The organism is Campylobacter sp. JMF_08 NE1, from assembly GCF_027737875.1.
Classification (GTDB): domain Bacteria; phylum Campylobacterota; class Campylobacteria; order Campylobacterales; family Campylobacteraceae; genus Campylobacter_B.
The window spans coordinates 15,630-41,223 of the sequence record NZ_JAOVUC010000008.1; the positions used below are offsets into that span (position 1 = coordinate 15,630).

28 protein-coding genes and 7 tRNA genes are annotated in these 25,594 nt (G+C 42.3%); 21 read left to right on the forward strand and 14 right to left on the reverse strand.

What is annotated here, in order from left to right:
* Positions 1-86: 86 nt before the first annotated feature.
* Together OFN91_RS06930 and OFN91_RS06935 are read right to left on the reverse strand one after the other, a co-directional pair.
* On the reverse strand, positions 87-1,286 hold the full coding sequence (locus OFN91_RS06930) for a molybdopterin molybdotransferase MoeA (protein ID WP_270873729.1): 1,200 nt from the start codon (positions 1,284-1,286) through the stop codon (positions 87-89).
* Positions 1,276-2,589 (reverse strand): MFS transporter, encoded by a 1,314-nt coding sequence (locus tag OFN91_RS06935; RefSeq protein ID WP_270873730.1) that lies wholly within the window; start codon positions 2,587-2,589, stop codon positions 1,276-1,278. Before OFN91_RS06935 ends, OFN91_RS06930 begins: the two co-directional genes overlap by 11 nt.
* Before the next feature lie 90 nt (positions 2,590-2,679).
* Here OFN91_RS06935 and OFN91_RS06940 point away from each other — a divergent pair, with 90 nt between their 5' ends.
* From OFN91_RS06940 to OFN91_RS06980, 9 genes are all read left to right on the forward strand, one after another.
* Positions 2,680-3,312 carry a non-canonical purine NTP pyrophosphatase gene (locus OFN91_RS06940; protein ID WP_270873731.1) on the forward strand — a complete coding sequence of 211 codons (633 nt, stop codon included), beginning with the start codon at positions 2,680-2,682 and terminating at the stop codon, positions 3,310-3,312.
* A 62-nt stretch (positions 3,313-3,374) separates the two neighbouring features.
* Positions 3,375-4,124 carry a hypothetical protein gene (locus OFN91_RS06945; RefSeq protein ID WP_270873732.1) on the forward strand — a complete coding sequence of 250 codons (750 nt, stop codon included), beginning with the start codon at positions 3,375-3,377 and terminating at the stop codon, positions 4,122-4,124.
* A 20-nt stretch (positions 4,125-4,144) separates the two neighbouring features.
* Complete coding sequence (locus OFN91_RS06950; RefSeq protein ID WP_270873733.1) at positions 4,145-4,306, forward strand: hypothetical protein; 162 nt, start codon at positions 4,145-4,147, stop codon at positions 4,304-4,306.
* Between the two features lie 79 nt (positions 4,307-4,385).
* Positions 4,386-4,462: transfer RNA gene (locus OFN91_RS06955), tRNA-Pro, on the forward strand.
* A 5-nt stretch (positions 4,463-4,467) separates the two neighbouring features.
* Positions 4,468-4,544, forward strand: a tRNA-His gene (locus OFN91_RS06960).
* 5 nt (positions 4,545-4,549) lie between these two features.
* Positions 4,550-4,626 (forward strand) — tRNA-Arg (locus tag OFN91_RS06965).
* A gap of 16 nt (positions 4,627-4,642) precedes the next feature.
* Positions 4,643-4,719: transfer RNA gene (locus OFN91_RS06970), tRNA-Arg, on the forward strand.
* A 47-nt stretch (positions 4,720-4,766) separates the two neighbouring features.
* Positions 4,767-4,851, forward strand: a tRNA-Leu gene (locus OFN91_RS06975).
* A gap of 12 nt (positions 4,852-4,863) precedes the next feature.
* Positions 4,864-4,938: transfer RNA gene (locus OFN91_RS06980), tRNA-Asn, on the forward strand.
* An 86-nt stretch (positions 4,939-5,024) separates the two neighbouring features.
* Here the strand turns inward: OFN91_RS06980 and OFN91_RS06985 are convergent.
* The 6 genes from OFN91_RS06985 to OFN91_RS07010 all read right to left on the reverse strand — a co-directional run bounded on the left by OFN91_RS06985 (position 5,025) and on the right by OFN91_RS07010 (position 10,023).
* Positions 5,025-6,032, reverse strand: coding sequence for a hypothetical protein (locus tag OFN91_RS06985; RefSeq protein WP_270873734.1), 1,008 nt, complete (start codon positions 6,030-6,032; stop codon positions 5,025-5,027).
* A gap of 59 nt (positions 6,033-6,091) precedes the next feature.
* Positions 6,092-6,167: transfer RNA gene (locus OFN91_RS06990), tRNA-Val, on the reverse strand.
* A 121-nt stretch (positions 6,168-6,288) separates the two neighbouring features.
* The gene (gene dxr / locus OFN91_RS06995; protein WP_270873735.1) at positions 6,289-7,374 is read right to left on the reverse strand and encodes a 1-deoxy-D-xylulose-5-phosphate reductoisomerase; all 1,086 of its coding nucleotides are present in this window, start codon (positions 7,372-7,374) and stop codon (positions 6,289-6,291) included.
* Entirely contained in the window at positions 7,368-8,129 is a 762-nt protein-coding gene (locus tag OFN91_RS07000; protein WP_270873736.1) for a phosphatidate cytidylyltransferase, read from the reverse strand. Before OFN91_RS07000 ends, dxr begins: the two co-directional genes overlap by 7 nt.
* 49 nt (positions 8,130-8,178) lie before the next feature.
* A complete protein-coding gene (locus OFN91_RS07005; protein WP_270873737.1) occupies positions 8,179-9,495 on the reverse strand; it encodes an NFACT RNA binding domain-containing protein in 1,317 nt (438 codons plus the stop codon).
* Positions 9,496-9,498: 3 nt separating this feature from the next.
* The gene (locus OFN91_RS07010) at positions 9,499-10,023 is read right to left on the reverse strand and encodes a nitroreductase family protein (protein ID WP_270873738.1); all 525 of its coding nucleotides are present in this window, start codon (positions 10,021-10,023) and stop codon (positions 9,499-9,501) included.
* Positions 10,024-10,118: 95 nt separating this feature from the next.
* Between OFN91_RS07010 and leuC the strand changes: the two genes are divergently transcribed.
* Entirely contained in the window at positions 10,119-11,384 is a 1,266-nt protein-coding gene (gene leuC / locus OFN91_RS07015) for a 3-isopropylmalate dehydratase large subunit (RefSeq protein WP_270873739.1), read from the forward strand.
* A gap of 54 nt (positions 11,385-11,438) precedes the next feature.
* Entirely contained in the window at positions 11,439-11,852 is a 414-nt protein-coding gene (locus tag OFN91_RS07020) for a VanZ family protein (protein ID WP_270873740.1), read from the forward strand.
* A 2-nt stretch (positions 11,853-11,854) separates the two neighbouring features.
* On the opposite strand, the gene thiD is transcribed toward OFN91_RS07020, so the two are convergent.
* Positions 11,855-12,652: a bifunctional hydroxymethylpyrimidine kinase/phosphomethylpyrimidine kinase gene (thiD, locus tag OFN91_RS07025; RefSeq protein ID WP_270873741.1), complete on the reverse strand. Its 798-nt coding sequence runs from the start codon at positions 12,650-12,652 to the stop codon at positions 11,855-11,857.
* A 299-nt stretch (positions 12,653-12,951) separates the two neighbouring features.
* Between thiD and OFN91_RS07030 the strand changes: the two genes are divergently transcribed.
* The 6 genes from OFN91_RS07030 (at position 12,952) to OFN91_RS07055 (ending at position 17,732) form a co-directional block, all read left to right on the forward strand.
* A complete protein-coding gene (locus OFN91_RS07030) occupies positions 12,952-13,671 on the forward strand; it encodes a TerC family protein (protein ID WP_270865458.1) in 720 nt (239 codons plus the stop codon).
* 82 nt (positions 13,672-13,753) lie between these two features.
* Positions 13,754-14,296, forward strand: coding sequence for a DUF4405 domain-containing protein (locus tag OFN91_RS07035; protein WP_270873742.1), 543 nt, complete (start codon positions 13,754-13,756; stop codon positions 14,294-14,296).
* A 122-nt stretch (positions 14,297-14,418) separates the two neighbouring features.
* Entirely contained in the window at positions 14,419-15,318 is a 900-nt protein-coding gene (rarD, locus tag OFN91_RS07040; protein WP_270858683.1) for an EamA family transporter RarD, read from the forward strand.
* A gap of 36 nt (positions 15,319-15,354) precedes the next feature.
* The gene (locus tag OFN91_RS07045; RefSeq protein WP_270873743.1) at positions 15,355-16,185 is read left to right on the forward strand and encodes a pyridoxamine kinase; all 831 of its coding nucleotides are present in this window, start codon (positions 15,355-15,357) and stop codon (positions 16,183-16,185) included.
* Positions 16,186-16,315: 130 nt separating this feature from the next.
* Positions 16,316-17,161 (forward strand): fumarate hydratase, encoded by an 846-nt coding sequence (locus OFN91_RS07050; RefSeq protein WP_270873744.1) that lies wholly within the window; start codon positions 16,316-16,318, stop codon positions 17,159-17,161.
* Between the two features lie 10 nt (positions 17,162-17,171).
* Positions 17,172-17,732, forward strand: a complete 561-nt coding sequence (locus OFN91_RS07055) for a Fe-S-containing hydro-lyase (protein WP_270868600.1) — start codon at positions 17,172-17,174, stop codon at positions 17,730-17,732.
* Between the two features lie 29 nt (positions 17,733-17,761).
* On the opposite strand, the gene OFN91_RS07060 is transcribed toward OFN91_RS07055, so the two are convergent.
* From OFN91_RS07060 to ccoG, 5 genes are all read right to left on the reverse strand, one after another.
* A complete protein-coding gene (locus tag OFN91_RS07060; protein WP_270873745.1) occupies positions 17,762-18,319 on the reverse strand; it encodes a DUF4405 domain-containing protein in 558 nt (185 codons plus the stop codon).
* Positions 18,320-18,384: 65 nt separating this feature from the next.
* The gene (locus OFN91_RS07065) at positions 18,385-18,996 is read right to left on the reverse strand and encodes a flavodoxin (protein ID WP_270873746.1); all 612 of its coding nucleotides are present in this window, start codon (positions 18,994-18,996) and stop codon (positions 18,385-18,387) included.
* A gap of 151 nt (positions 18,997-19,147) precedes the next feature.
* The gene (locus OFN91_RS07070; protein ID WP_270873747.1) at positions 19,148-19,897 is read right to left on the reverse strand and encodes a hypothetical protein; all 750 of its coding nucleotides are present in this window, start codon (positions 19,895-19,897) and stop codon (positions 19,148-19,150) included.
* A 4-nt stretch (positions 19,898-19,901) separates the two neighbouring features.
* Positions 19,902-20,531, reverse strand: a complete 630-nt coding sequence (locus OFN91_RS07075) for a TetR/AcrR family transcriptional regulator (protein WP_270873748.1) — start codon at positions 20,529-20,531, stop codon at positions 19,902-19,904.
* Positions 20,531-21,892, reverse strand: a complete 1,362-nt coding sequence (gene ccoG, locus OFN91_RS07080; RefSeq protein WP_270873749.1) for a cytochrome c oxidase accessory protein CcoG — start codon at positions 21,890-21,892, stop codon at positions 20,531-20,533. Before ccoG ends, OFN91_RS07075 begins: the two co-directional genes overlap by 1 nt.
* Positions 21,893-22,084: 192 nt before the next feature.
* Between ccoG and OFN91_RS07085 the strand changes: the two genes are divergently transcribed.
* The 4 genes from OFN91_RS07085 to OFN91_RS07100 are packed head-to-tail and all read left to right on the forward strand — an operon-like array spanning position 22,085 to position 25,520.
* On the forward strand, positions 22,085-22,741 hold the full coding sequence (locus OFN91_RS07085; RefSeq protein WP_270865447.1) for a DNA-binding protein: 657 nt from the start codon (positions 22,085-22,087) through the stop codon (positions 22,739-22,741).
* Positions 22,738-23,343 carry a UPF0323 family lipoprotein gene (locus OFN91_RS07090; protein ID WP_270873750.1) on the forward strand — a complete coding sequence of 202 codons (606 nt, stop codon included), beginning with the start codon at positions 22,738-22,740 and terminating at the stop codon, positions 23,341-23,343. The genes OFN91_RS07085 and OFN91_RS07090 overlap by 4 nt, the downstream gene beginning before the upstream one ends.
* A gap of 54 nt (positions 23,344-23,397) precedes the next feature.
* Positions 23,398-24,582 (forward strand): glutathionylspermidine synthase family protein, encoded by a 1,185-nt coding sequence (locus tag OFN91_RS07095; RefSeq protein ID WP_270873751.1) that lies wholly within the window; start codon positions 23,398-23,400, stop codon positions 24,580-24,582.
* Positions 24,582-25,520 (forward strand): D-2-hydroxyacid dehydrogenase, encoded by a 939-nt coding sequence (locus OFN91_RS07100; RefSeq protein ID WP_270873752.1) that lies wholly within the window; start codon positions 24,582-24,584, stop codon positions 25,518-25,520. The genes OFN91_RS07095 and OFN91_RS07100 overlap by 1 nt, the downstream gene beginning before the upstream one ends.
* The last annotated feature ends 74 nt before the right edge of the window (positions 25,521-25,594 follow it).

Consider the following 25,594-nt stretch of genomic DNA (forward strand, 5'->3'; position numbering starts at 1 on the left):
AAATAAGAATTTGAGCGCTTTAATCGCTATTTGCGCTCAAATTCTTTAAATTTATTCTTTTTGGAATTTTAGAATTTTTAATAACCTTACCACCTTGGGATTTGCAAAATTTTCACCACAGAATTTGCGCTTAAATTTTGCTCTGCGATTAGCAAGGCAGAATTTGGGCCAAAATTATTTAAAATCGCGCTAGATCCTTGCTTTTTACCCGCAGTAGAGATAAAAATTTGCCCATTTTGGACGCTGATATCGCCCAGCGCAAACTCCAAAAACGGCGATTTTTTCGCATAATCGTTGCTCAAAATCGCGCTACTCTCGCACCCGTCATCAAGCCCAAATTTCGCGCTCAAAAACGCACGCAAAAACAAAAATCCAGTCACAATGCTAGAAAGTGGAAATCCAGGCAGCGCGAAGATAAATTTCTCGCCAAATTTGGCGATTTTGACATGGCGACCCGGTTTTATGCCGACTTTATCGACTAGGATTTCGAAATTCTCCCTCACCAAAGCCTTCATAAAATCATAATCCCCCATGCTCACTCCGCCACTTGTAATGACGATATCGGCGCGCGTGAGTGCGTCAAAGAGCGCGCTTTTTAGGGCGTCTTTATCGTCGCTGATGATTTGCTCGCTCACCACTTCAAACCCCATTGCACGCGCCAAATTTAAAAGCGCGAAGTTGTTTGAGCTATAAATTTGCGCCTCGTTTTCTAAGCTCTCGCCCGGGCGTTTGATTTCGCTTCCAGTGGCGATTATAGCGACTTTTGGGCGCGCAAACACTGCCACGCTAGCCATGCCTAGCTCAGCCAAAAGCGCAATGCTTGCAAAATTTAGCCGTGAGTTTGCGCTTAGTAAAACCTCGCCCTTTTCGTAGCTCTCGCCGATTTTTCGCACGGCAAAGCCAGCAGGGACAGGATTGTCGATTATGATTTCATCGTCGCAGACACTGACATTTTCCACAGGCACGAGAGTATCCGCGCCCTCCGCCATAATCGCGCCTGTGAAGGTTTTGACGCACTCGCCAAAATTCGGCGCAGTATTTGGCATGCTTCCAGCAGGGGTTTGCGAGATGACCTTAAATCTCGCCCCGCACGCCAAATTTGCACTATTTAGCGCGTATCCGTCCATGGAGGCGGTAGGGCGCTCTGGCTTGGCAAATGGCGCGCGAATTTCGCTGGCTAAAATTCTCCCCAAAGCCTCGTTTAGGGGCAAAATTTCGCTCTTTTTCTCGGGCGCGACGCTGGCTTTAAACCTCGCAACCGCGCTTTGCAAACTCTCAAACTGCATCGGTGGCTCCTAGCAAATTTTTAATCTCTTCTGTGCTTATGATTTTTGAGTTGTATTTGACGACGAAATTCTCGCCGTTTTCGTAAATTTCGACAATCCCAGCCTGCCCGCTAATGGCGTTAAAATCGAAATTTAGTGCTTTATCAAAATATAAATTTTTAAAAATTTTCGGATCTGGCAGTGATAAAATCATCGCAAACCACACCGTCCCAAGCACTGCCACGACTAGCCCGATACCCAAAATACCGACCCAGCCATACGCTAGCCCGCCACACACGCCTCCGATAAAACTGCCAAAAAACCCAAACGAAGTGAAAATTCCAAGTGCTTCGCCGCGGTTTGCGGTTTTGGCGAATTTCGACGCGAGGCTCTGCATAATGGGCTCGTGCGCGTTAAATCCGGCGAAAAATATAATCACGCCAAAAATAAAAAAATAAGGGTTGTTTGCAAAAGCAAAAATCAAATACGAAACAATAAAAAATAAAATTCCAAGAAGTAAAATTTGCTTTGAAAGTCCGCGTTTTTCGCCCATTGCGCCACTTGCGCCCATAGCCAAAAATCCAAAAATCATAGCTACGCCATAGACTTTGATAAATTCGTCTTGCGCGAAGCCAAATTTAGAGTGAAGCATTATGGGGATTAGGAAAAATGCGGTCGTCATAAAGGCTTTTTGGAAAAAATTGCTTAAATTTAGCAAGGATAAATTTTTATCTCGCAAAAGCGCGAGTGAGGATTTTTTGGGCATTTTGGAGCGAATTTTGGGTTCAGCTGGCACGAGAGAAAATAGCAAAATCAGGCAAAAAATCGTCAAAATGACACTTAGCCAAAAAAGGCTTGCCAGCCCAAATTTCGCGCTCAAAACCGGGCTTAAAATCATCGCCGCGCCAAAGGCACAGCCTATCATCGCGCCCATTATCGCCATTGCCTTGCCTCTGTTTTCTTCCGTGGTAAAATCGCTAATCAGCGCCGTAGCCACGGCTCCGATAGCCCCACAACCCTGCACAAATCGCCCTAAAATCATAGTGTAAATGTCGCTAGCAAACGCGCAAATCACAGATCCTGCGATAAAAATCACAAGGCCGATTGCGATAGTGTTTTTGCGCCCGATTTTATCGCTAAGCGCGCCAAATGGGGTCTGCAAGAGCATTTGCATGATCGCATACACGCCGATTAAAACGCCGACTAGTTTTTCATCAGCACCGCGAAGCTCCAAAGCATAGTAGCTAAGCACCGGAAGCAGGATAAAAAGCCCAAAAAAGCGGGTCGCTGCGATAAAACTAAGTGGCAAAATTGTATTTAACATCGAAAGCCTTAAAGATTATTTTTGTCCGTGATTGTAGCTAAAATTTTGTCAAATTTGGATAAAATAAGCGTTTTTACGCAAGGATTTGATATGAAAATTTTAGTAGCCACTGGCAACAAAGATAAGCTTAACGAGATTAGAGAATTTTTCAAAAACGACGAAATTTACGGGCTTGGCGAGGTTTTGGAGCCTTTTGAAATCATTGAAGACGGCAAGAGTTTCAAAGAAAATGCGCTGATAAAGGTGCGCGCGGTCTATGAGAGGCTACTAGCGCGAGACCTGCACCGCGAATATCTCGTGATGAGCGATGATAGCGGGATTTGCGTGGATATTTTAGGTGGTGCGCCTGGGATTTATTCGGCCAGATTTAGTGGCGAGGGCGCGACGGACGCTAGCAACCGCGCGAAACTAGCTAGCGAGCTAATCGCGCGTGGCGTGCGTAGCTCAGGGGCGCACTATGTGGCTGCAATCGCGCTGAAATCGCACTTTGGCGAATACTGCACGCACGGATTTATGCACGGCGAAGTGATTTGTGAAGAGCGCGGGGAAAATGGGTTTGGGTATGATTTTATGTTTATTCCGCGTCGCTACGAAGAGCTTGGAGAGGGCGATTTGGGCAAAACCATAGGCGAGCTTCCAGCGCGCATTAAAGGCGAAATTTCGCACCGCTCGCGAGGACTTGCGCTAATGAAAATTTTGATAAATTCTTTTAAAAACATCTGATTTATAAAATTTAAAATTTCAGTATCGCAGATACTGACCGAGATTTTATAAAAGGATTAAATTTGGAAAACGAAAATTTAGAAAATAAACCAAATATTAAAAAATCAAATTTGCGAAATTATGATGAAAATCCGATAATTATGAAAGACGAATTATCAAATGCGAAATTTACAAGTATAATTATCACGATTATATTGTTGATTTCTTGCATAATTTATCTATTGATTTTTAATAGAGAACGCATTGATAGGGCTGTTATTTTGATAATTTTGACATATATAAATATAAGCAATTCGCTTAAAAATTTGGAAAGCAACTCGACTATATATTTTTATGAAAACAAAATAATGAAAGAATTGGAAAATGGATTGCAAAAATCCATTTTAACTAACAATATTCATCGCATATCAAAAACTATGTCTTCTGCACTTCCAAATTTTAATTTAAGCCCATTTATTACAAAACTTATTTTATTTTCGGGTTTAGTTTTATTGATTGTTTATTTAATGGCTCTTGTTGCCACAGGAGGCCTTATTCTTTTTATATTTGTCATGGCATTTGCATTTGGTGCAGTATATCTACCGCAATTTATAATTCATCGCAAATATGGTGGCTTAAAAGATAGTTTTTACGATGTCATTTGGCTACAAGATAAAGACGGCAAATTTTTTAATTTTATGGTTGGTTCAGATAAACAATACAATGAAATCAAAAAATATTTATTGGTTAAAACGGGCAAGAGTTTAGATAAGGTAGAAAAGAAATTTTTTCTATCTGTATCTTGGTTTAAAGATAGAGATTTATTAAATTAAACTTTTGTTAAATGAGAGATATGAGTAGAGAAATAGTTGCGAAAGCAGAACTTGACAAGGCAGAAGCTAGACTTCTTAAAAATTCAAATTTGACAAAGGAAATATTGCAGACATCTTTATCATCGCATTACTTGAAATTTACCCATAAATTCGCCATAAATAAAATTCTTTCTAAATTTTAAATTTTTAAGCTAAATTTCATTGACAAAATTTTAAAAATTATATATAATCAAGTTTCCTTTTTCAATCCACATCATTTATCGGAGCGTAGCGCAGTCTGGTAGCGCATCTGGTTTGGGACCAGAGGGTCGAAGGTTCGAATCCTTTCGCTCCGACCATTGTGGTGAGTTTAGCTCAGTTGGTTAGAGCATCAGATTGTGGTCCTGAGGGTCGTGGGTTCGATTCCCACAATTCACCCCACTTTCGCGCTCGTAGCTCAATTGGATAGAGCAACAGACTTCGGATCTGTAGGTTGAAGGTTCGACTCCTTTCGGGCGTACCACTGATTTGTTTTTTATGCGCTCATAGCTCAGCTGGATAGAGCAACGGCCTTCTAAGCCGTAGGCCTCAGGTTCGAATCCTGATGGGCGTACCATTTAAGCTAGCATTAAGAGCTTTTGGCTATAATGCGTTTTCTTTTTTGCGGATGTGGTGAAATTGGCAGACACGCCAGACTTAGGATCTGGTGCTTTACGGCGTGAAGGTTCAAGTCCTTTCATCCGCACCATTTAATACTCGTTCCGGATTAGCTCAGCGGTAGAGTAGGCGGCTGTTAACCGCTTGGTCGCTGGTTCGAATCCAGCATCCGGAGCCACTTTATCTTATGAAAATCCCCATTTTGTCGTAGTTTGTGAAGTTTAAGGAAACTAATTGACCCCTAATTTGACCCTTTTTAAAAATTTATTTCTCACCAGAGCGCATGATATTCATCAAATTTGTCTTATCTGCTTGATTGAAGCACTCTTCGCTGATTTTGCCGTTTTCGAAGTCGCTGTTTAATTTCGCTCTAAGGCGAGCGAAAATTTCATCTTTTGAGCCGATATTTATGAGATTTTGGACTTGTGCGAAACCTTGCACTACCTCATTACCTCTGTCTCTGTCGATAGCGATTATATTGATTTTATCTGCGAAATGCTCCGCTATATGCGCTAGCCCAGTGCCTAGATTGCCTTGTATGCTCGACATCACCGCGATACTACCGCCTCTGCCGTATGCCTCAAATCGCGCAAAAGTGTTTTCTAGCGCGCGTTCTGGGGCGATATGAAGAACGCAGATTGTGACATTTAACCCATTTTGTAAGCATTTTTCGATTTTGGCGATACTTGGGGCTGGGTTTGCTAGCTGTCCTTCGAAAATGAGTTTGATATCTGGGTTGGACATAAAATTTTTTACGCTAGCGCTTTTGCCAGCACCCGGGATTCCAGTGATAAAAACAGCCTCTGTTTTGCTCTCCTCGCGGGATTTTAAAATCTCATCAAACTGCGTCGCGCCCAAAACCGCCGAAGTGTTATGCAAAGCGTCATTTACAAGTGCTCTGTCGTTTTTGCGCACCCATGCCATAAACAGCTCCTTAAAGGTGTCTGAGCAAATGTAGCGTCCATGCGCGCTATCGGCGAATTTAGCGTAGTTTTCTAAAATGTAGGCTGTGAAATTTGAGGCTAAATTTATGGCATCGGTTTGAATTTTTGCCAAAAATTCATTGTGTGAAAAGTCGAGTTTTGTGATTTGGCTTATTAAATTTACGCTGTTTTGGCATGGAATTTGGCTGTAAATTTTATCTATAATCTCTGGCGCAATGCCCTTATACAGGCGTGCTTCGACCTGCGCGCGATATTGCGTATCATCGCTCATTTTGCTTAAATGTTTGCTTGCATTTTGCCACATTTTTAGCTGTTTGGCATTTAGCATGGTTTTCCTTTAAATCGCACAGATAAATTTGAAATATTTGAAGTTAAAACTCGATTAAATGGTGGTCCCGATTGGACTCGAACCAACGACTTCCACCATGTCAAGGTGACACTCTACCAACTGAGTTACGGGGCCAAAAATAAGAGTTTGCATTATAGCAAAAAAAGCTAATATAAAATTTAAAAAATGTAAAATTTAATCAAATTTGCCAAAATTTTTAAATTTTGCACTAAATTTTGCCCCAAATTTTCCAAATTTAGTGCAAAAGCTCATTTGCATACGCTCGCACGCTTCGGTCGATTTCGATTAGAGCGTGCGTGTCTGGGGTGTTTGGCGAGTGAAATTTCTCCACGGATTTTAGCACTACGCGTGAAATATCGCTAAATCTCGCCCGCTCTTCCAAAAACGCATAAACGCCAACTTCGTTTGCCGCATTTATCACTACGCCTAAATTCGGATTATCCAAAAGCGCTTCTTTGAGCCCAAAAATAGGGTATTTGAGTGTATCGATTGGAGCGAATTTAATCGGTTTTAAATCCAGCAAATTCACGGGCTTTACGATTTGCTCGCTAATCGCGCCCTCTAAAACCGCGTGCGCTATGGCTAGGCGCATGTCAGTTTCGCTAATGTGCGCTGTGGTCGAGCCATCTATAAACTCGACTAGGGCGTGGATTTGCGATGTGCGCTCGATCACGGCGTCGATATTTTTCGTGCCGTATAGCCAAAACGCCTCGATTACCTCGAAAAGCTTGTTTGCCATGCTCGCGCTATCAATTGTGATTTTTGCGCCCATTTGCCAGTTTGGGTGCCTTAGCGCGTCTTTGGCGCTAACACTTCCAAGCTCGGTTAGTGGCGTATCGTAAAACGCCCCTCCGCTGGCTGTTATGATGAGGCGAGAAATAGGGGTTTTTGCGTTTTGGATTAGAAATTTTAGCCCGAAATGCTCGCTGTCAATGGCGTGAATTTTTGAAATTTCAAGGAATTTCCCGCCCACGACTAGGCTTTCTTTATTTGCTAGGCATAGCGTTTTGCCAAGTTCTTGCGTTTTTAGGCTAGGGAGCATGCCAGCAAAGCCCACTAGGGCATTTACGACGGTGCTAGATTTGCACTCTTCGAGCATTGCCAAAATCCCCTCCATACCGACAAAAACCTTGTCGTGTTTGACGGCTGATTTTAGGCTCTCTTCGCCGATAGCGACGAATTTAGGGTGAAATTTAGCAATCTGTTCGTTTAGCAAACTCACATTTTTCCCGCACGCCAAAGCCTCGATTAAAATTCCCTTTTTGTGCGCGATATCTAGGGTGTTTGTGCCAATTGAGCCAGTCGAGCCTAGCACTACCATGAATACACGACCACCATAGCCACTGCGCCAAACATATACCCGTCAATGCGGTCTAGCACGCCACCGTGTCCCGGGAATAAACTGCCGCTGTCTTTGACGCCTGCGCTTCGTTTGAGATAGCTTTCAAACAGATCGCCAAAAATGCCAAAAATCACGATAACTAGGGTCTTGCATAAAATTTCAAGCGGCGGCAGGTTTGTGAAAATACGCGCGTAAATGAAGCTTGTGATAAAGGCAAAAATAATTCCACCGATAATGCCCTCGATTGTTTTGTTTGGCGAGCTAGGGCTAAATGGGGTTTTGCCAAAGCTTTTGCCAGCGAAATACGCACCGCTATCGCAGGCGATTATGGTGATGATAAGCCAGACGAAGTGGAAAATCCCCAAATCATCATAAACCGCCCACATTAGGCAAATCGGAGCGAAAGGGTAGATAAAAGGCAGGATAATTTTCGCGTTTTCAAGCTTTTTAAAAGCCACAATCGAAGCCGCCACGACTACCGAGGCGATACAGACTTTAACCGCGCTGATAAATGGCTCGTCGTCTTGGGCAAGTGGAATTAGCGCGAAAAACGCAAGCGCAAGGGTTAGCCATTTAAGGCTGACATTTTTTAGCCCATAGAGCTTGTAGCTCTCCAAAAGCCCTATGCTAAGCATTATGGCAAATACGAAAAAGTTGATAAATCTGCTATTTATCAGGATTAAAACAGAAAAAACAGCAAGCAAAATTCCGCCAGTTACTAATCTTTGTTTCATAAAATTTCCTTAGATTTGATTTCGCGAGATTATATAAAATTTCGCCTTATCACGGCTTTAAAACGCCGATAGTTTTATAATCCACATAATGCACAAACGAGCCTTTCACGGGGCTTACATTTAGGCGTTTGGTGTAATCAACGAGGTAGTTTCCAGCCTCTTTGACGCTAAAATTTACGCAAATTTTAGCAGCAAATTTCGCTATTTCTTCGCTTAAATTTTGCTTGTTTGTTTGGACGATTACATGCGCGCTGGCGCGGTCTTTTAAATGGAACCAAAAGTCGTTTTTGGCACTGTTTTTTAGCAAAAATTCGTTGCCTTTTTCATTTTTGCCCACGCTGATTTTAAACTCGCCGATATAAAAGCTCTGCACGAATTCGGCGTTTTTTTCCTTCAAATTCGCGCTAATTCGCTTTTTGGGGAGCAAAATTTCAAGCTCTTCGACGCTTTTTGCGTTTGCGATTAAATTTTTCAAATTTTCGTAAAATTCGATTTTTTCGTTTAAATTTGCGATTTGGATATGCGAATTTGCAGCCTTTTGGCGCAATTTTTTTGCTTCGTTAAAAAATTCGTTCATTGCGATTTTTGGCGGATTTTCTAGGCGAAATTCCACGCTTTCGCCGTTTTTATCTCTTAGGCAAAATTCCCTTTGCCAGTCGCTTAAATTATACAAATTCGCCGATAATACCTGCCCGAGATTTGCCAAATTTTCGGCTTTTACTAAAAGTTCGCTCTCTTTTGGCACGGCATTTAAATTTGCATGCAAAATTTCGATTTTTTTATCAATTTGGGTTAATTTTGAATTTCGAATTTGGGCTAAATTTGCCAAATTTAGCTTTTCAAACTCACCCACGAAAAATTCATCGAAATTCTCTATTTTTTCTACATTTTTTTCTTTGATTTTGTATGGCGGAAGTGGCGCCAAAACCCGCCCTACGCGCACGCTTCGCACATCGTTATCTAGGTGCCTGAGCGCTTCGAGTATGATGCCCTTTTCATCGGTGATGATGACATTTGTAAATCGCCCTGTAAATTCAAAGTATAAATTTGTGATAAACGCCTTGTAGCTGGCTTTGAGTTCGGTTTTGATATGCAAAATTCTATTATTTTCCACTACGCAAATTTGCAAAATTTTCGATTTTACAAGCCGTTTAGCCAAAACCCCGTCAAAGGGCGCTTTGTAAATTTTATTTTCCACGAAAGAGCCGTTTTTATGGATATTGCACGCGGTTTTATTCATATCAAAAAACAGCTCGTAGCTATCAAAGCTAAGCTTAAAAAGATTGTCGCCGACGCGCTTTATGTGGCTTAGAGTTTTGAAATTTTGCAAAAATTCGCAAATTTGGATTAGGTGTTGGTATTTCATAACCTAAAATTTCTCTTTGTGAATTTTGCTAAATTCTAGCTTTTCTAGTTTGTGTGGAGTGGGCGTGGAGATTAGATTTCCGAGTGATAAAATCGCTAAGGCTCTGTAATTCTCATCAAAACCCAAAATTTCGCGCAGGTATTCCTCGCTACTCGCGCCATTTTGCGCCTCGCGCAGTCTGCATTGTATCCAGCAGCTTCCCACGCCTAGTGCGCTTGCGCACAGGTGCATGTAGGCCATAGCGATAGAGGCGTCCTCGATCCAGACATCTTGCACGCTTTCATTGGCGATTACGACCACAGCGGCATTTGCACCTTTTAGCATATCGGCTGCGCCCGTGCGCGCAAGGCTTAGTTTGGCGAGGTTTGCTTTATCTTTGACTACGATAAACTCCCAAGATTTCCTTGCATGTCCGCTAGGGCTTAGCAAACCAGCCTTTAAGATTGTGTCTAAAATTTCATCGCTAATCTCGCCAGGAGCGTATTTTCGCACACTGCGCCTGGCTTTTAAAATCTCTAAAATTTCCATGATTTTTCCTTTCCAAAAGCAAAATTATACCTTTTATTATAAAGTTTTATGGTTAGATTTGATAGAATTTAGCCCAAATTTTTTAAGGACAGGTTATGAAACAGACAATTACGGAAAAAATTTTTAGCGAACATGTGGGCGAAGCGGTCAGTGCAGGGCAAATCGTAGAAAGCAAAATCGATATGGTCATCGGCAATGACATCACAACGCCGATTTCGATAAAGCAGTTTGAGCTAAGCGGCGCAAAGGCTTTGGCAAATCCAGACGGCTTTGCGATCGTAATGGATCACTATATCCCTACAAAGGACATTTTAAGCGCAAATCAAGCCAAAATTTCACGCGAATTTGCTTACAAACACAACCTAAAAAACTATTTTGACGAAAAAGATATGGGAATAGAACACGCCCTAATGCCTGAAAAAGGGCTAGTCGTACCCGGCGATGTCATCATCGGCGCTGATTCGCACACCTGCACGCACGGCGCACTTGGGGCGTTTTCTACCGGTATGGGAAGCACCGATTTAGCGTATGCGATGATAACGGGCAAAAACTGGTTTAAGGTGCCTGAAAGCATAAAAGTGGTTTTCAAAGGAAAGCCAGGCGCGCACATTTACGGCAAGGATTTGATACTTGAAGTTATCCGCCAAATCGGTGTTGATGGCGCACGCTACAAGGCGCTAGAATTTGTTGGCGAGGCGATTGCGCACCTTGATATGGATAGTAGATTTTCGCTTTGTAATATGGCAATCGAGGCTGGCGGAAAGAGCGGAATCGTTGCGTGCGATGAGGTAACAAAAGAATTTTTGGCTGAGCGAACGCTACGAAGCGAGCCGAAATTTCACTACTCAGATGAGGGGGCAAACTACGAGCGCGTCCTAGAAATCGACACTACGAATTTAGACCCAGTGATTGCTTATCCATTTTTGCCAAGTAACGGCAAAAGCGTGAGAGAGGCGGTAAAAGATAGTATCGCAGTCGATCAAGTTTTCATCGGAAGCTGCACAAATGGGCGTTTAAGCGATCTTCGCATAGCAGCGCAGATTTTAAAAGGCAGAAAAGTAGCTCGCAAAACTCGTCTCATCATCACACCAGCTACGCAAAAAATCGCCCTACAAGCGCAAAAAGAGGGCTTGTGGGATATTTTCGTCGAAGCAGGCGCAGTCGTGAGCAATCCGACCTGTGGCGCGTGTCTTGGCGGATATATGGGTATTTTGGGCGATGGCGAGAGATGCGTGAGCACGACAAATCGCAACTTCGTAGGCCGCATGGGCGATCGCACGAGCGAAGTGTATCTAGCCAACTCAGCCGTCGCAGCAGCTAGCGCAATCGCTGGTAAAATCGCAGATCCTAGGGATTTGTAACCTAAAATTTTGCCATTTTTTAATGGCAAAATTTATTCAAATTTTAAATTTCAAATGAAAAAATTCAAAGCTTGCTTTCTTTTTATAATTTATCTTTGTGCGCTCTTTAAAATCACGATTTTTAGGGCGAATTTTACTCTTAGCAAAATTTTCCAAGCTGGCGAGTATAATTTTACACTCTTTGCGGATTATGCCAAAATTTGGGATTTGGGGGCTTTAAAATTTATTTATCTGTTTTTTGGAAATATTATTTGGTTTGTGCCGTTTGGGCTCTTTGCGCGATATTTTTTCCCAAATTTTAGCATGCGAAAAATTTTGATTTTTGGCCTTTTGCTCTCGCTAATAATCGAAATTTCACAATTTGTCTTTAAAAGCGGAATTTTCGAGCTTGATGATTTGATTTTAAATGTTTTTGGGGTATTTTTGGGGGTAAAATTTGGCGAAATTTTAAAATTCCGCCAAATTTAGTTTTAAAACATCTCGGGGATTCGAAAATAGTGATTTATCGCGCCGTTGCCCCTGCCAATGTGCAAATCTTGCATTAGCGCTGTGCGGACGAATTCTTTCGCACTACCAACCGCTTCTTTTACGCCAAGCCCCGCTGCTAGGGCGCAAGCGATAGCTGATGAGAGTGTGCAACCTGTGCCGTGGGTGTTTTTGGTGATGATTTTGGGTGCGCTAAACTCGCTAAATTCGCCATTTTCGTAAAGAATATCGCGCGCTTCGCCCACGCCCTCTAAATCTCCGCCTTTAACCAAAATCGCTCCGCCGTAAAATTCAGCGATTTTTAGCGCGGCTGTTTTCATATCGTCGAAATTTGCGATTTTAACGCCACTTAGCGCGCTTGCTTCTTTGATATTTGGCGTGATAATCGCTGAAATGCTAAAAAGGTCGAATTTTAGTGCGTTCATTGCGCTATCTTGCATTAGCACGCCACCGCTTGTAGCGACCATGACAGGGTCTGTGACGACATTTCGCGCGCCAAATTTTTTCAACGCTTTGGCTATGGTTTGCGCAATTTGGGCAGTAGAAATCATGCCGATTTTCACAGCGTCTGGGACGATGTCGCAAAATACGCTTTCTAGCTGGGCTTCGACAAATTGGGGCTCGATATTTAGCACGCCTTGCACGCCAAGCGTGTTTTGGGCGGTGAGGGCTGTGATGACATTTTCGCCATACATTTTGTGGGCGGTTATGGTCTTGATATCGGCTGAAATACCTGCGCCACCGCTACTATCGACACCCGCGATTGTAAGAACCTTTTTCATAAATTTTCCTTGTAAAAAAATCGTGTTTTATAAAAGTATGCACATGCTTTTATAAAACACCACCGCTAGCGTCGCCCAGGTGGGGGTGCGGGGGCGGGCGGGCCTCGCAACTCTGAGCGCCGCCCCCGCAAAAAAAGATTAGACTTCAAAATTCCTAGCGGTGGGCAATTAAAAAATTTTAACAATAAATTTTACACTCAGTATTCCCAAAAATTCCAAAATTTTATAAAATTTCACCTTGCTAAAAATTAAATTTTCATCGCTATAATAGCGAGTTTATTTTAAATTTAAGGATTAAAATGTTTGATTGGATCAGCTCGCCTGAGGCGTGGATAAGCCTAGCCACGCTAACTGGGCTAGAAATCGTTCTTGGCATAGACAACATAATTTTCATAGCGATTTTGTGTTCGCGCCTGCCTCAGGAAAACCGCGACAAAGCTCGCATTATGGGGCTAGCTCTTGCGATGATTACGCGAATTTTGCTTCTACTTAGCCTTAGTTGGGTAATGGGGCTGACAAAAGAGCTATTTAGCGTGCTTGGACACGGTTTTAGTGGGCGAGATTTGGTGCTAATCGGCGGTGGTTTGTTTTTGCTGGTAAAATCCACGCTCGAAATCCACTCTTCTGCCGTGGGCGAGAGCCACGAAGAGCGGATAGATGAGAAAAAGGCTAGCTTTGGTGGCACGCTAATTCAAATCGCTTTGCTTGATATAATTTTCTCGCTCGATAGCGTGATTACGGCTGTGGGTATGGCACAGCACCTGCCTGTAATGATACTAGCTGTCATCATCGCCGTGGCTGTGATGATGTTTGCTAGTGGAGCGATTGCGAAATTTGTCGATGATAATCCTACGATAAAAATTCTTGCGCTTTCATTTTTGATTTTGGTGGGTGTTTCGCTCATAGCAGACGGTCTTGGGTTTCATATCCCAAAGGGCTATATTTATTTTTCTATGTTTTTCTCGCTCGTGGTCGAGCTCATCAATATCCAAGTGCGCAAAAAATCTGAGAAAAACTAGGTTAGCTTCGGTTAGATTCGGGCGATTTTGGGGTTAAAATTTTAGCCTAAAATCGCCTTTAAATTTTACAAAAGGAGCTATTTTGAAACCGCTTAGATTTGTAGGAACCGGGCTTTTAATCGCTGTTTTTGGCTTTGTCGCATTTAGTGGGGCCGGTATGTTTTTTGGGCTAAAAAGTGGGGTTATGAAAAATTTCCACGAATACTTTGGCATGGTTATGCTAGCCCTTGCGCTGGTCCATATTTTCATAAATTTCAAACCTTTTAAACTCTATTTTAAAGGCTGGCAGGGGCTTGTAATCTGCGCTATTATCGTGCTTAGCTGCGGATACGCTGGATACAGCCTCAAAGGCGCTAGCGGGGCTGGAAACCCAGCTAGGGCTGTGTATATGCAGGCTCTAAATTTGGAAATTAGCAAATTTAAAGGCGCATTTGGCACGGATAATGCGAAATTTAGCGCGTTTTTAGAGAGCAAGGGTATAGCGAATTTCGACGAAAGTCTAAATTTGCGCGAAGCGTGCGCGAAATATAATCTCAAAGAGGGCGAAATCCTAAACGCACTTTTGCCGGCTCGTGCGCCAAAAGGCGAGGCAGGTGGCGCGCAAAAAGGCAAAAATTCTCATTAATAAATTTTGGCAAATTTCAAATTTGCCAAAATTCAGCCATTATTTTTTAAGTCAAATTTTAATAAAATCCAAAATTTAAATTTCAAAAAAGGATTAAATTTAGTCTTGCTAAATTTCAAAAAATGTTAAAAGGTATCGCTTTATCGCTGTTTTCTTCTATCGGGTTTGCGAGCATTTATTATATGTCGGTTTTCATGCAGCCTCTTGGCGGGCAGGAGTTGCTGGGATACCGCATGCTAGTGACATTTCCGATAGTAGCGCTGTTTTTGGTGCTAGGTGGTAAAAAAACAGAGATGAAAAAGCTACTTGTCCGTCTGATAAAAAAGCCGTTTTTGCTCATCATTTTACTCGCGACTTCCGCTACAATGGGAATTCAGATGTGGCTGTATCTGTGGGCGCCAAGTAACGGCTACGCACTGCAAGTCTCAATCGGATACCTCATAATGCCCATTTCCATGGTGATTTTTGGCAATCTTGTTTTTGGCGAGAAAATTTCGCGCTTAAAAGCTCTGTGCGTGGGCTTTGCGGTGATTGGAGTGTTTTCAAAAATCCTAATTGGAGGCGCGCCGTCGTGGCATAGCGCGATTGTTTTTATTGGATTTCCGCTGTATTTTTGCCTAAGGCGGTATTTCAGGCTAGAAGGGGCTAGCAGTTTCGCCCTAGAAATCGCGCTTTTGTTGCCGTTTTGTTTGTGGTTTGTAAGCAACACTGACCTTGGCGCGGTCGCGGTGCAAAATCCAAACATTTACACGCTTTTATCGGTTTTGGCACTATTGAGTGCGACTGCGCTTTTGGCTCAAATTTTATCAAGCGCGCTAATTCCGATAAATTTCTTTGGGCTATTAATCTATGTCGAGCCGCTTTTGATGTTGGGCGTTTCTTTGCTTTTGGGCGAAAAAATCGAGCCTGATTCGTATATTTTGATGATTTGCCTATTTATCGCTATTTGCTTTTTGGTGGCTGATACGATCATCTCTATAAAACGCGCAAAAAGGGCTAAATTTTACATTAAGGCAAAATAACTGTAAAATGGCGCAAAAATTTAATCAAGGAAGTAGATGAAAAGAGTTCTTAGTGTTCAAGATATTTCGTGCGTGGGTAAGGTCTCGCTTAGCGCTGCTTTGCCAGTGATTAGCGCAATGGGGCTAAGTGTTAGTGTTTTGCCTACGGCGGTGCTTTCTATGCATACTGGATTTAGTGGTTTTACATTTCGCGATCTTACCAAAGATTTGCGCCCTATAATGTCGCATTGGCACGAGCATGGGGTGGAATTTGACGGAATTTACACTGGATTTTTGGGCTCGCAAGAACAAATCGCACTCATTAGCGAACTTTTTATGGAATTTGGCGGAAGCGGAAAGACGATATTAGTCGATCCGTGCATGGGCGATAATGGCGAATTTTACCCCGGATTTGATAGCGACTTTGCCCGTATGATGGCGCTTTTGTGCGCTAGTGCAGATGTGATTACGCCAAATATCACGGAAGCTTGCGCAATGGTTGGGGTGAAATACCGAGAAAAGGCCGAGAGGGAATTTATCTTTGATTTGCTCGAAGGACTAAAAGATTTAGGCGCATCAAAGGTGATTTTAAAGGGGATTAATTACATAAGCGAGCAGTGTGGTGTGTTTAGCTACGACGCCAAAGACGGGCGTGTGAGCGAGTATTTCCACGAGCTATTACCTGTGAAATACAACGGCACGGGCGATATTTTTGCCTCGGTTGCATTTGGTGCGCTAATGCGTGGCAAATCCCTCCAAACAGCAATCCGCATAGCCGCTGATTTCGTCGTAAGCGCGATGAAAGAGACTATGAGTGATAGCGAGTGGAGGCGCAGCGACGGGGTGAAATTCGAGCTTGTAATTCCTGAGCTTGTAAGGAAAATTTAAAGGCCAAATTTTAAAATTTTGGCTTTGAAATTTATTTTTAAAAATTAAATGCATAAATTTATACTATTTTAAGTGGTTGCTAAATTTGAAAAAGGTATAATCCTTAATCACTATTTTTTGGGAGAATACAATGAGAACAATCCAAGCAAGTGAAATCTCTAAAACAGTTGCAGAGCTTTGCAAAAAAGCCTGTTATGTAGTAACGCCAGATATGAGAAAAGCGTTTGAAAAAGCAAAAGAGACTGAGGTTTCTTCAATCGGTAAAGAAATCCTTAGCAAATTGCTTCAAAATGCCGATCTTGCAGAAAAAGGCGTAGCTCCAATCTGCCAAGACACAGGTATGACGGTAGTTTTCGTAGAACTTGGTCAAGATGTGCATATCGAGGGCGGATATATCGAGGACGCTATCAACGAGGGCGTTAAAAACGGCTATGTTGATAACTACCTAAGAAAATCAGTTGTAGCTGAGCCACTATTTGAGCGCAAAAACACCACAAACAACACTCCTGCTGTTATTAACATGCGCATAGTCCCAGGCGAAAAACTAAAAATCACAGTTGCTCCAAAAGGCTTTGGTAGCGAGAATAAATCTGTGCTAAAAATGCTTGTTCCAGCTGACGGCGTAGAGGGTGTGAAAAAAGTATTCCTTGAAGCTGTAAAATATGCTGGTCCAAACTCATGCCCTCCAATGGTTCTTGGCGTAGGAATCGGTGGCACAATGGACAAAGCAGCGCTTCTTGCAAAACAAGCAGCTGTTCGCTCAGTAGATAGCAGAAACAAAGACGAAAGATACGCAAAACTAGAAGATGAGTTATTAGAGCTTGCTAGACAAACAGGCGTTGGCCCACAAGGCCTAGGCGGTCTAAACACTGCTGTTAAAGTAAATGTAGAGTGGTATCCAACTCACATCGCAGGTCTTCCAGTAGCTATTAATGTCAATTGCCACGCAGCACGCCACGCAAGTGCTGAACTTTAAGGAGATAATTATGTCAGAAGTAAAAAGAATAACAGCTCCATTTGATAAAGATGTAGTAAAAAGCCTAAAAGCTGGTGATAATGTCCTAATCACAGGCACAATCATCGCAGCACGCGACGCTGCCCACAAGGCTTTGACTGAGACTTTGGCTCGTGGCGAGAAACTGCCTGTAAATTTAGCTGGCGAGACTATTTATTATCTTGGCCCAACACCTGCGAAACCGGGTCAAGCAGTAGGCGCAGCAGGCCCTACTACAAGCGGTCGTATGGATAAATACACCCCAACAATGATTAACGAAGTGGGTATCAACGGCATGATCGGTAAGGGTTATAGAAGCGACGCGGTAGTCGATGCTATGAAAAAATCAGGTTGTGTTTATATGGTAGCTATCGGCGGAGCCGGCGCGCTAATTAGCCAAAGTATCAAAAAATACGAGGTTTTAGCTTACCCTGAGCTTGGCCCAGAGGCCGTGGCAAGACTAACAGTCGAGGATTTCCCGGCGATTGTCGCAATTGATTGTGAGGGAAACAACTTCTACGAAGTCGGTCAAGCACCATACAAAAAAATCTAATCTTTCTAGGGCAAATTTGCCCTAGAATTTTAAAATTTAACCCTAAATTTAAATCTCAAATTTATCGCTCTTACGCCTAGCGTAACAGTCGCAAAAATCGCCAAATATTCGGCACTGCTGAATAAAAATGTATTTTTGTTTTCTAATCCAAAACCGGTTTTAAAAAACAAGTATTCGTAAAAATGCAGATCCACAAACGAATAAATTCCAAAAGCCAAAAGAGCTAAAAATAGGCAAAATTTCAAAATTTTATTAAATTTAATGCTAAGCAAATTTGCAAAAATTCTAAAATTTAGCCCCAAATGCGTAGCGCTTAGCAAAAACAGCGCGTGCGTGGCAAACATGTGGATATTTTTGGCTGCGTCCGAGCCAAAGCCAAAATCAATAAAGGAAAAAATATGCTCGCTAAGAAAAACAGCACTTATTAGCGTTGCTAAAAACGAGCCTAAAATGGCGAAATTTAGGGCGTTTCGCACCCTAAATTTGGCTAAGCATTTACGCCGCGAAAAGGCATGAAAAAGGGCAAAAAAGATTAAAATTAAGCCCAAAATTTCATGCGCTATCTCGCCAAATTTTTTGTAATTCATACACAAAACTAGGGCAAAAATCGCGCCCCAATAAAATGATTTTTTATTAAATTTCATTGCAAAATTTATTTTGAAATCTCATCAAACCACGCTTTTAGCTCGGTTTTGGCTTTCTCTCTTTGATTTTGCGCCACGCTTCCATACAGGCTAAAATAGCCCAAAACCTTGGCTTTTGTCGCTTTTTCGACCGAGCCGATAGTCCTATCTAAGCCACTTCCTTCGTGCGTGTTAAAGACGAAAATTGGCTTGCCCGCGAAATTTTGCCCCTCTAAAAATGTGAAAACGCCCATTGGCAAATCGCCCCACCAAGTAGGAAAGCCCAAAAATACGGCGTCAAAATCGGCTAGATTTTTATCAAATGGCTTAATCTCTGGTCTTGCTTTTTGTTTTTGTTCGCTTTTGGCAAAATCTATCGCGGCTTGATACTCTTTGGCATAGGGCGCGATAGTTTCGATTTTAAAGAGTTCGCCGCCGCTAAATTCCGCCAAATACTCAGCCAAAATTTCGGTATTTCCCTTCTCGATATAGCCCACCTGATAATTCTCATCTGCGCGCGAAAAATACGCGATTAGCACCTTTTTACCACTCATATTAAATCCTTGTGAAACCTTCGTGTCAGCGGCATTTCCCGCACAGCCAAAGAAAAATAAAAGAAAAAAAAGTAGGATTTTTTTCATACTTGCCCCTTAGTTAAAATTTCAAAGATTATATAAAAAAAGCGAAAATTTCGTTAGAAAAATTCTCTAAATTCATTGCCTAATCCTGCAAAATTTGCCAAATTTAAAATTCGGCGCAGTATCACGGGCTTGCGTAAGCAAAATTTAAAATTTATCTATATGTATCGCAGCGTTTTAGCCAGCCAGCTAACCAGCGCGTTTCATTGCGGTTTGTGGGCGCGTTAGCCACCCTGCGCTCTAAGAGAGATTTCGCGCACCTGCGAAACTCGCTCATTGCCTCTTTTTGCGCGCTCATGCACTCCAAAACCTGCATTAGCCCCCAACCTTCACCCGCGTATCGCTCACTCTCTTTTATGCCCTCGCCTTTGAAATTGACATAATCAATGAGCGCGTAAAGCCCATTTGGCGAGCTTGCGACGCGGTAAAACTGCGATTTGATATGCTCTTTTTTATCACTTAAATTTTGCATTTTTTCTAGGGAGTTTTGAAGCCTTTCATAGATAAATTCTACCTGCAAATTTTTGGTTTGATACAAAAAATTTTCTAGCTCTATTAAATCCGCGTCGCCTGATTTTTTTAGCGCATCAAGCGCGGTTTTGCTCTGCCAAGGCGCGTGAGAGTGCAGGCGCAGTATTTTTGGAAGCCTCACGCCGCGAATTTTATAAAATTTCATTAAATTTGGAAAGCTCTCTTCGAATTTATCTTTTTCGTCTTTTTTATACCAGATGAAGTGTCCGATACCCAAGGACGGGAAATTCTCGCCACTATTCCAGTGGATTAAATTTGACTTTTTTGCCCCTGTTTCGTTGGCGTAAATTTTCTCTGCCACGCTGGATAAATCCGCGCCAAACGCGCTCACGCACAAAAATGCCAAAAGGCTAAATTTCGCTAAATTTCGCATAAATTTATTGCTTTTTCACACCGTGCAAAAAGATTTTAATGCGGTCTTTTATGAAATTTTCTTTGTCTAAATTTGGTTCTTCGCCGAAAAATATAAGGCGGTTGAAGTGCGGTTCGCGAAGCAAAAAGCAAAAATAGCGCGCCAAATACTCAGGATCTGCGCTATCAAACTCATCAATATGCGCCCTAAAATAATTGCTAAGCCCCGCTGGAAATGCAAGCGTGCTGGTATCTAAGAAGATTTTGGAGACATTTTTTAGCATGGAACCAAAGGTTTTTGAGGTTCCAAGCAAGATATTTTTTAGAAATTTTTGATTTTCGGCACTATAAATAAAGTCGAAATAAATCGGAGCAAATTCGCTCAAATACTCCTGTGGCGCGAGGTTTTCGTCTAAGCTAAGCAGATTATCTAGCTTTTTATCAAGCCTTTGGGTGTGAAATTCGACCACATGCAAAAACAAATTTTCCTTGCTTTCGAAATATTTGTAAATCGAGGCAAGCGAGCCACCGCTGATAGCGAGGATATCATTTAGGCTGACGCTGTCATATCCTCGCTGTAAAAATAGCTCTGTGGCCACCTCGAAAATCTTTTCTATGCGAATTTGCGATTTATAATACCTTGATTTTTGTGCCATTAATCCTTCCTATCAATAAATTTTTGTTGCGGATAGACAAACACACTCTCGCGTGTAACGCTGATTTTTTCATCATCAACCGCATAAGCTTTGATGATTAGCGGTAAAACGACATTATCGTGCTCATTTTCTAGGCTCAAATTTGCCTTGCTTGTGAGCGAGACTATGATTTTTGCCTTTTTGCCGGGGCTTACTTTCACAGGCTCGTCTGGGCGAGAAATGCTGATATTTTCGTTATCTACGCTAAAAAAGAAGCTGTGCGGTTCGCTGCGGGTGTTTTCGAATAAAAATGTATAGCTGTTTTTGACGATTTTTTCGCCGTTATCGTCGAAATCGATTTTATAGAGCTGGGTGTTGCGATTGATGTTTAAAAGCATGCTCTCTTTCGTGCCACTCATCACCACTAGCCCGATTAGCGCAGCGGCTAGCACGCCGATATAGCCAATCGTGCGAAATCGCATAAATTTAACCTTGCTTTGCGATTTTTGCGCATTTAGGCTCGTCCAGTTGATAAGTGGAGCTTTGCCTAGTTTGCTCATTACTGCCGAGCATGCGTCGGCGCATTCTAGGCAGTTTATGCACTCTAACTGCATGCCTTTGCGGATATCGATATGTGTCGGACAGATCCTTACACACGCCTGACAGCCGGTGCAATCCCCGCTAGCTGGCTTGTTTGAGATTAAATTTTTATGCTCGTCATAAACTGCGCCACCTCTGATATCATCGTAAATCACGCCCAAAGAATCCTCGTCGAGCATGGTTGATTGAATCCTTGCGTAAGGGCAGATGAAAACGCAGAAATTCTCGCCCAAAAATGTGATATCAAATGTCAAAAACGCCGCAAATCCTAGCACTATGCCAAAAAGAAGTTTATGCTCGCCAATATCGCTAAGATAGGCAAAAAAGCTTTGTGGCGGCACGAAAAACCAGAGCAAATTTGAGGCTGCAATCAGCGCAACAATGGCAAAAAGCGCAACCGCGATAAAGCCCTTTGCGCCGCCTTTTTCGCCCTTTTGTTTGTTTGTGATAGAGCCACGAATTTTAAGAATTTTAGTGCAGATTAAATCTCTATAAATCACGCGAAAAATCGTTTGCGGACAGGCCCAGCCACACCACACGCGCCCGCCAAGCGTGGTTAGGAAAAATATCGAAATGAAAAAGAAGATTATCAAAAACGGCATTAAGAAAAATTCTTGCGTCGAAAAGGTGTTGAAAAAAAGGTGGATTTCTTTTTTTTCAAAACTGATTAAAAATAGGTGTTTGCCGCCTATTTGAAGCCACGGCATGATGAAAAGCCACAGCGAAGCGATAGTGTAAAAAAAGTAGCGCCTCTGCCTGAATTTCGAGATTTTACTCTCCATGAAATGTCCTTTTTGTATAAATGCACGATTTTACTCTTAAAAGATTAATTACATATTAAAATTATAGAATTTGGATATTTTTTCACGAAAAAAATCTGAATTTGTCTGTGAAATTTGATATTTAAAGCCCATTTTTAGGCAAATTTCGCCATAATACCCAGTTTTAAAATTTCAACGCGGATAAGGCGAATTATGAGAGAGGTTTCTATAAGCGAAGCGTCCGAAATTTTGGGTGTTTCAAAAGAGGCGATTTACAATAGAATCAGGCGAAATTCTATTCGCACGACAGAGATTAATGGCGTAAAATATGTCGTTTTAGAAGACGAAAACGACGAAATTTCAAATTCTAGTGCGCAAGGAGCTAGCGCAAAAGTGCGCCCCTCAAAACCTGCCCCGCAAAATTCGAACCAAAATTTTATTGATTATTTAATCAAAGAAATCGCCGAGCTAAAAGAACAAATCCAAACCTTACAAAGCGACAAAGATAGGCTCCACCGCGAAAAAGAGGAAATTTTAATCTCATCAAAAGAAGAAATCAAGCTCATGTATAAAGAGCGAGATGAGAAGCTTGGGTATTTTCTCTCGTTTTTCGAAAAACCGCTAATCGGCGAGAGCGCGCGTGATAAAAAACCATACGATGTCGAGGTAAAAGAGCAAATTTTCGATGAAAACGAGTGGTTAAGCCTAGCGAAATTTATCAAAAGCCTAGATTTAGGGCGCAAAAAACGGATGAAAGCCCAAAGCCTAATCATCGAAAATATCGGCGCAAACGAGCTAATCAGGGTCATTGGCGATGAGCTTTTGGTGCATAAAAGTTTAGATATCAAAAATTTAAAAGGAAAAAAATGAAAATTAGAAAAATTGCAAGTTATGCGATTGTAGGCGGTTTCGGACTGATTTTATCTGGTGCTTTGGCAGGCTGTGAGCGCGAAAATACAGGCTCAGAACTTCGTATCCAAGAGGGCGCACTAGTTAGAATCGAGGAAGTAGCGCCCGGAAAATATAAAATTTTAGAGGAATTTCCTAGCGAAAAAACGCAAATTATCTTAAAAAGCTTGGACGGAAGCGAGAGAATTTTAAGCGAGGCTGAGACAAACGCACTTTTGGCTGAGGAAAACGCCAAAATCGACGCTGGCACTTCAAATTTAACCAATCAAAACGCCGAAATTTCTAGTGGCGGATACAGCCTTGGCGAGGCGATTTTAGCAAGCGCAGCAGGCGCAATCATCGGCTCATGGATAGGCTCGAAACTCTTTGGCTCACCAGCGTATCAAGCGCACAGACAAACAGCCTTTAAAAACCCTAGCGCGTATTCAAGGAGTGTAAATAGCTTTAATCAAGCTAGGGCAAACAACGCCAAAGCAAAAAGCGGCAAAAGCGGGTTTTTTGGCTCAAAATCAGGCGAGAAAAGCGCGCCCACAAAAAGTGGCGGTAGTGCATTTGGTGGCTAAATTTACCCCGAATTTACCCAAATTTAGGCTAAATTTTAAAATTCAAGGAAATAGATGAAACTCAAAAAACTAACCCCACTAAGCAATGAATTTTTAGAAAAACTTGGCTTTTCGTGGCACACTGACGCGGATTTATCAGCATACATAGCAGATGAGGTCGTCCGCGTGAGCGCAGAGGAGGCAAACGCCTATTACGAGGCGGCAAACGAGCTGTATGATATGTTTATCGCTGCGGCGCAGTATGTGATAGATAATGACCTTTTCCACGAGCTTGGAATTCCGTTTAATCTAGTAGAAATTATCAAAATGAGCTGGGAAAATGATGTGCATTGGCACCTTTATGGCAGGTTTGATTTCGCTGGCGGATTAGATGGCGAGCCGATAAAACTACTCGAATTCAACGCCGATACGCCAACGGCTGTGTTTGAAACAGCGATTATCCAGTGGGCGCTACTTAAAGAAAATGGACTTGATGAAATGGCGCAGTTTAACGAGCTTTTCGCCGCGATTAGCGATAATTTCAAACGCCTTGTCGTTTTGGGCGGAGAGTTGGAGGAATTTGATAAATTTTACGAGGGGTGGAAAATTTTGTTTAGCTCGGTCGCTGGAAGCGATGAGGACGAGAAAACGCTTCGACTTTTGCAAACAGCTGCCGATGAAGCGGGCTTTAAGACAGCCTTTGCATACGCGCACGAGGTCGAGTTTGACGACGAGAAGGGTGTATTTTTTGGTGGCGAAAATTACGAGTATTGGTGCAGACTAATCCCGTGGGAGGCGATTGCTATCGAGGAGGGCGAGCTAGCCTTGATACTAAAAAACATAATGAAAAACCAAAAGGCAATTATCCTAAACCCCGCATACACGCTACTTTTCCAAAGCAAGGGAATAATGAAAATTTTATGGGATTTATACCCAAATCACCCGCTTTTGCTAGAAAGCGCGTGCGAGCCACTAATCGGCAAAAAAATGGTCAAAAAGCCGTTTTTTGGACGCGAGGGGGCAAATGTGAGTATTTTTGACGAAGACGGCAAAAAAATCAAAGAAAATGGTGGCGAATACGCAAACCAAAATTTCTTATACCAAGAATTTGCAAATCTAAACACTGATAAAAGCGGCGCAAAATACCAAGCTGGGGTGTTTTACGCCTTTGAAGGCTGTGCGCTTGGATTTAGGAAGGGCGCAGATATCATCGACAATTATTCTAAATTTGTCGGTCACTACATCGAAGGGGTGGAGTAATGAAACCAAAAATTGTTTTACTTGACGCTGATACATTAGGAAGCGACGCAAATTTCAGCGAATTTGAGGCCTTGGGCGAGCTTGTAACATACCCGAAAACCAAGCCAGAGCAGACAATCGAGCGTTTAGCGGGTGCTGATATTGTCATTACAAATAAGGTTTTAATCACAAAAGAGGTGCTTGAAAAGACAAATTTAAAGCTAATTTGCGTAAGTGCAACCGGCACGAACAATATCGACTCCGAAGCGGCCGCAGCGCATGGCGTGCCTGTGAAAAATGTGGCTGGGTATTCGACCAAAAGCGTATCGCAACAAGCCTTTGCTACGCTTCTAGCGCTTTTAAACGATGTGAGATATTACGCCGAATATGGCGAAAAAAAATGGTGTGAGAGTGAAATTTTCACACATTTAAACGCGCCAATTGATCAAATTTCTGGCAAGAATTTCGGAATAATCGGCCTTGGCGAAATCGGTCGCGAAGTAGGGCGCATAGCAAAAGCCTTTGGCGCAAATGTCTGCTACTACTCTACGAGTGGGGCGCACGATGACGCTGAGTTTAAAAGGGTGGATTTGGAAACTATGCTTAAAGAGTGCGATATCATCACGGTTCATGCGCCATTAAACGAAAAAACAAAAGGGCTAATCGGCAAAGATGAAATCGCTAAAATGAAAAAGGGTGCTGTGTTTATGAACTTTGGTCGTGGCGGAATCGCCGATGAGAGTGCATTGGCATGGGCTATCGATGAAATGGGACTTCGCGTGGGTCTTGATGTGGTCGAAAAAGAGCCGATTAACGCTGATAATCCGCTTCTTGGCGTGAAAAACAAGGCAAATCTAATCCTTACTCCGCACATTGCGTGGGCGAGCGTGGAAGCGCGCAAACTGCTAATCTCCAAAATCGCAGGAAATATCAAAGAATTTTTAAATGCGCAAATTTAAAGGGCAATTTGCCCTTTAAATTTAAAATTTTGCAAAATTTATAAAGTCCAAATTTAATCATTTTTTAAAACCCT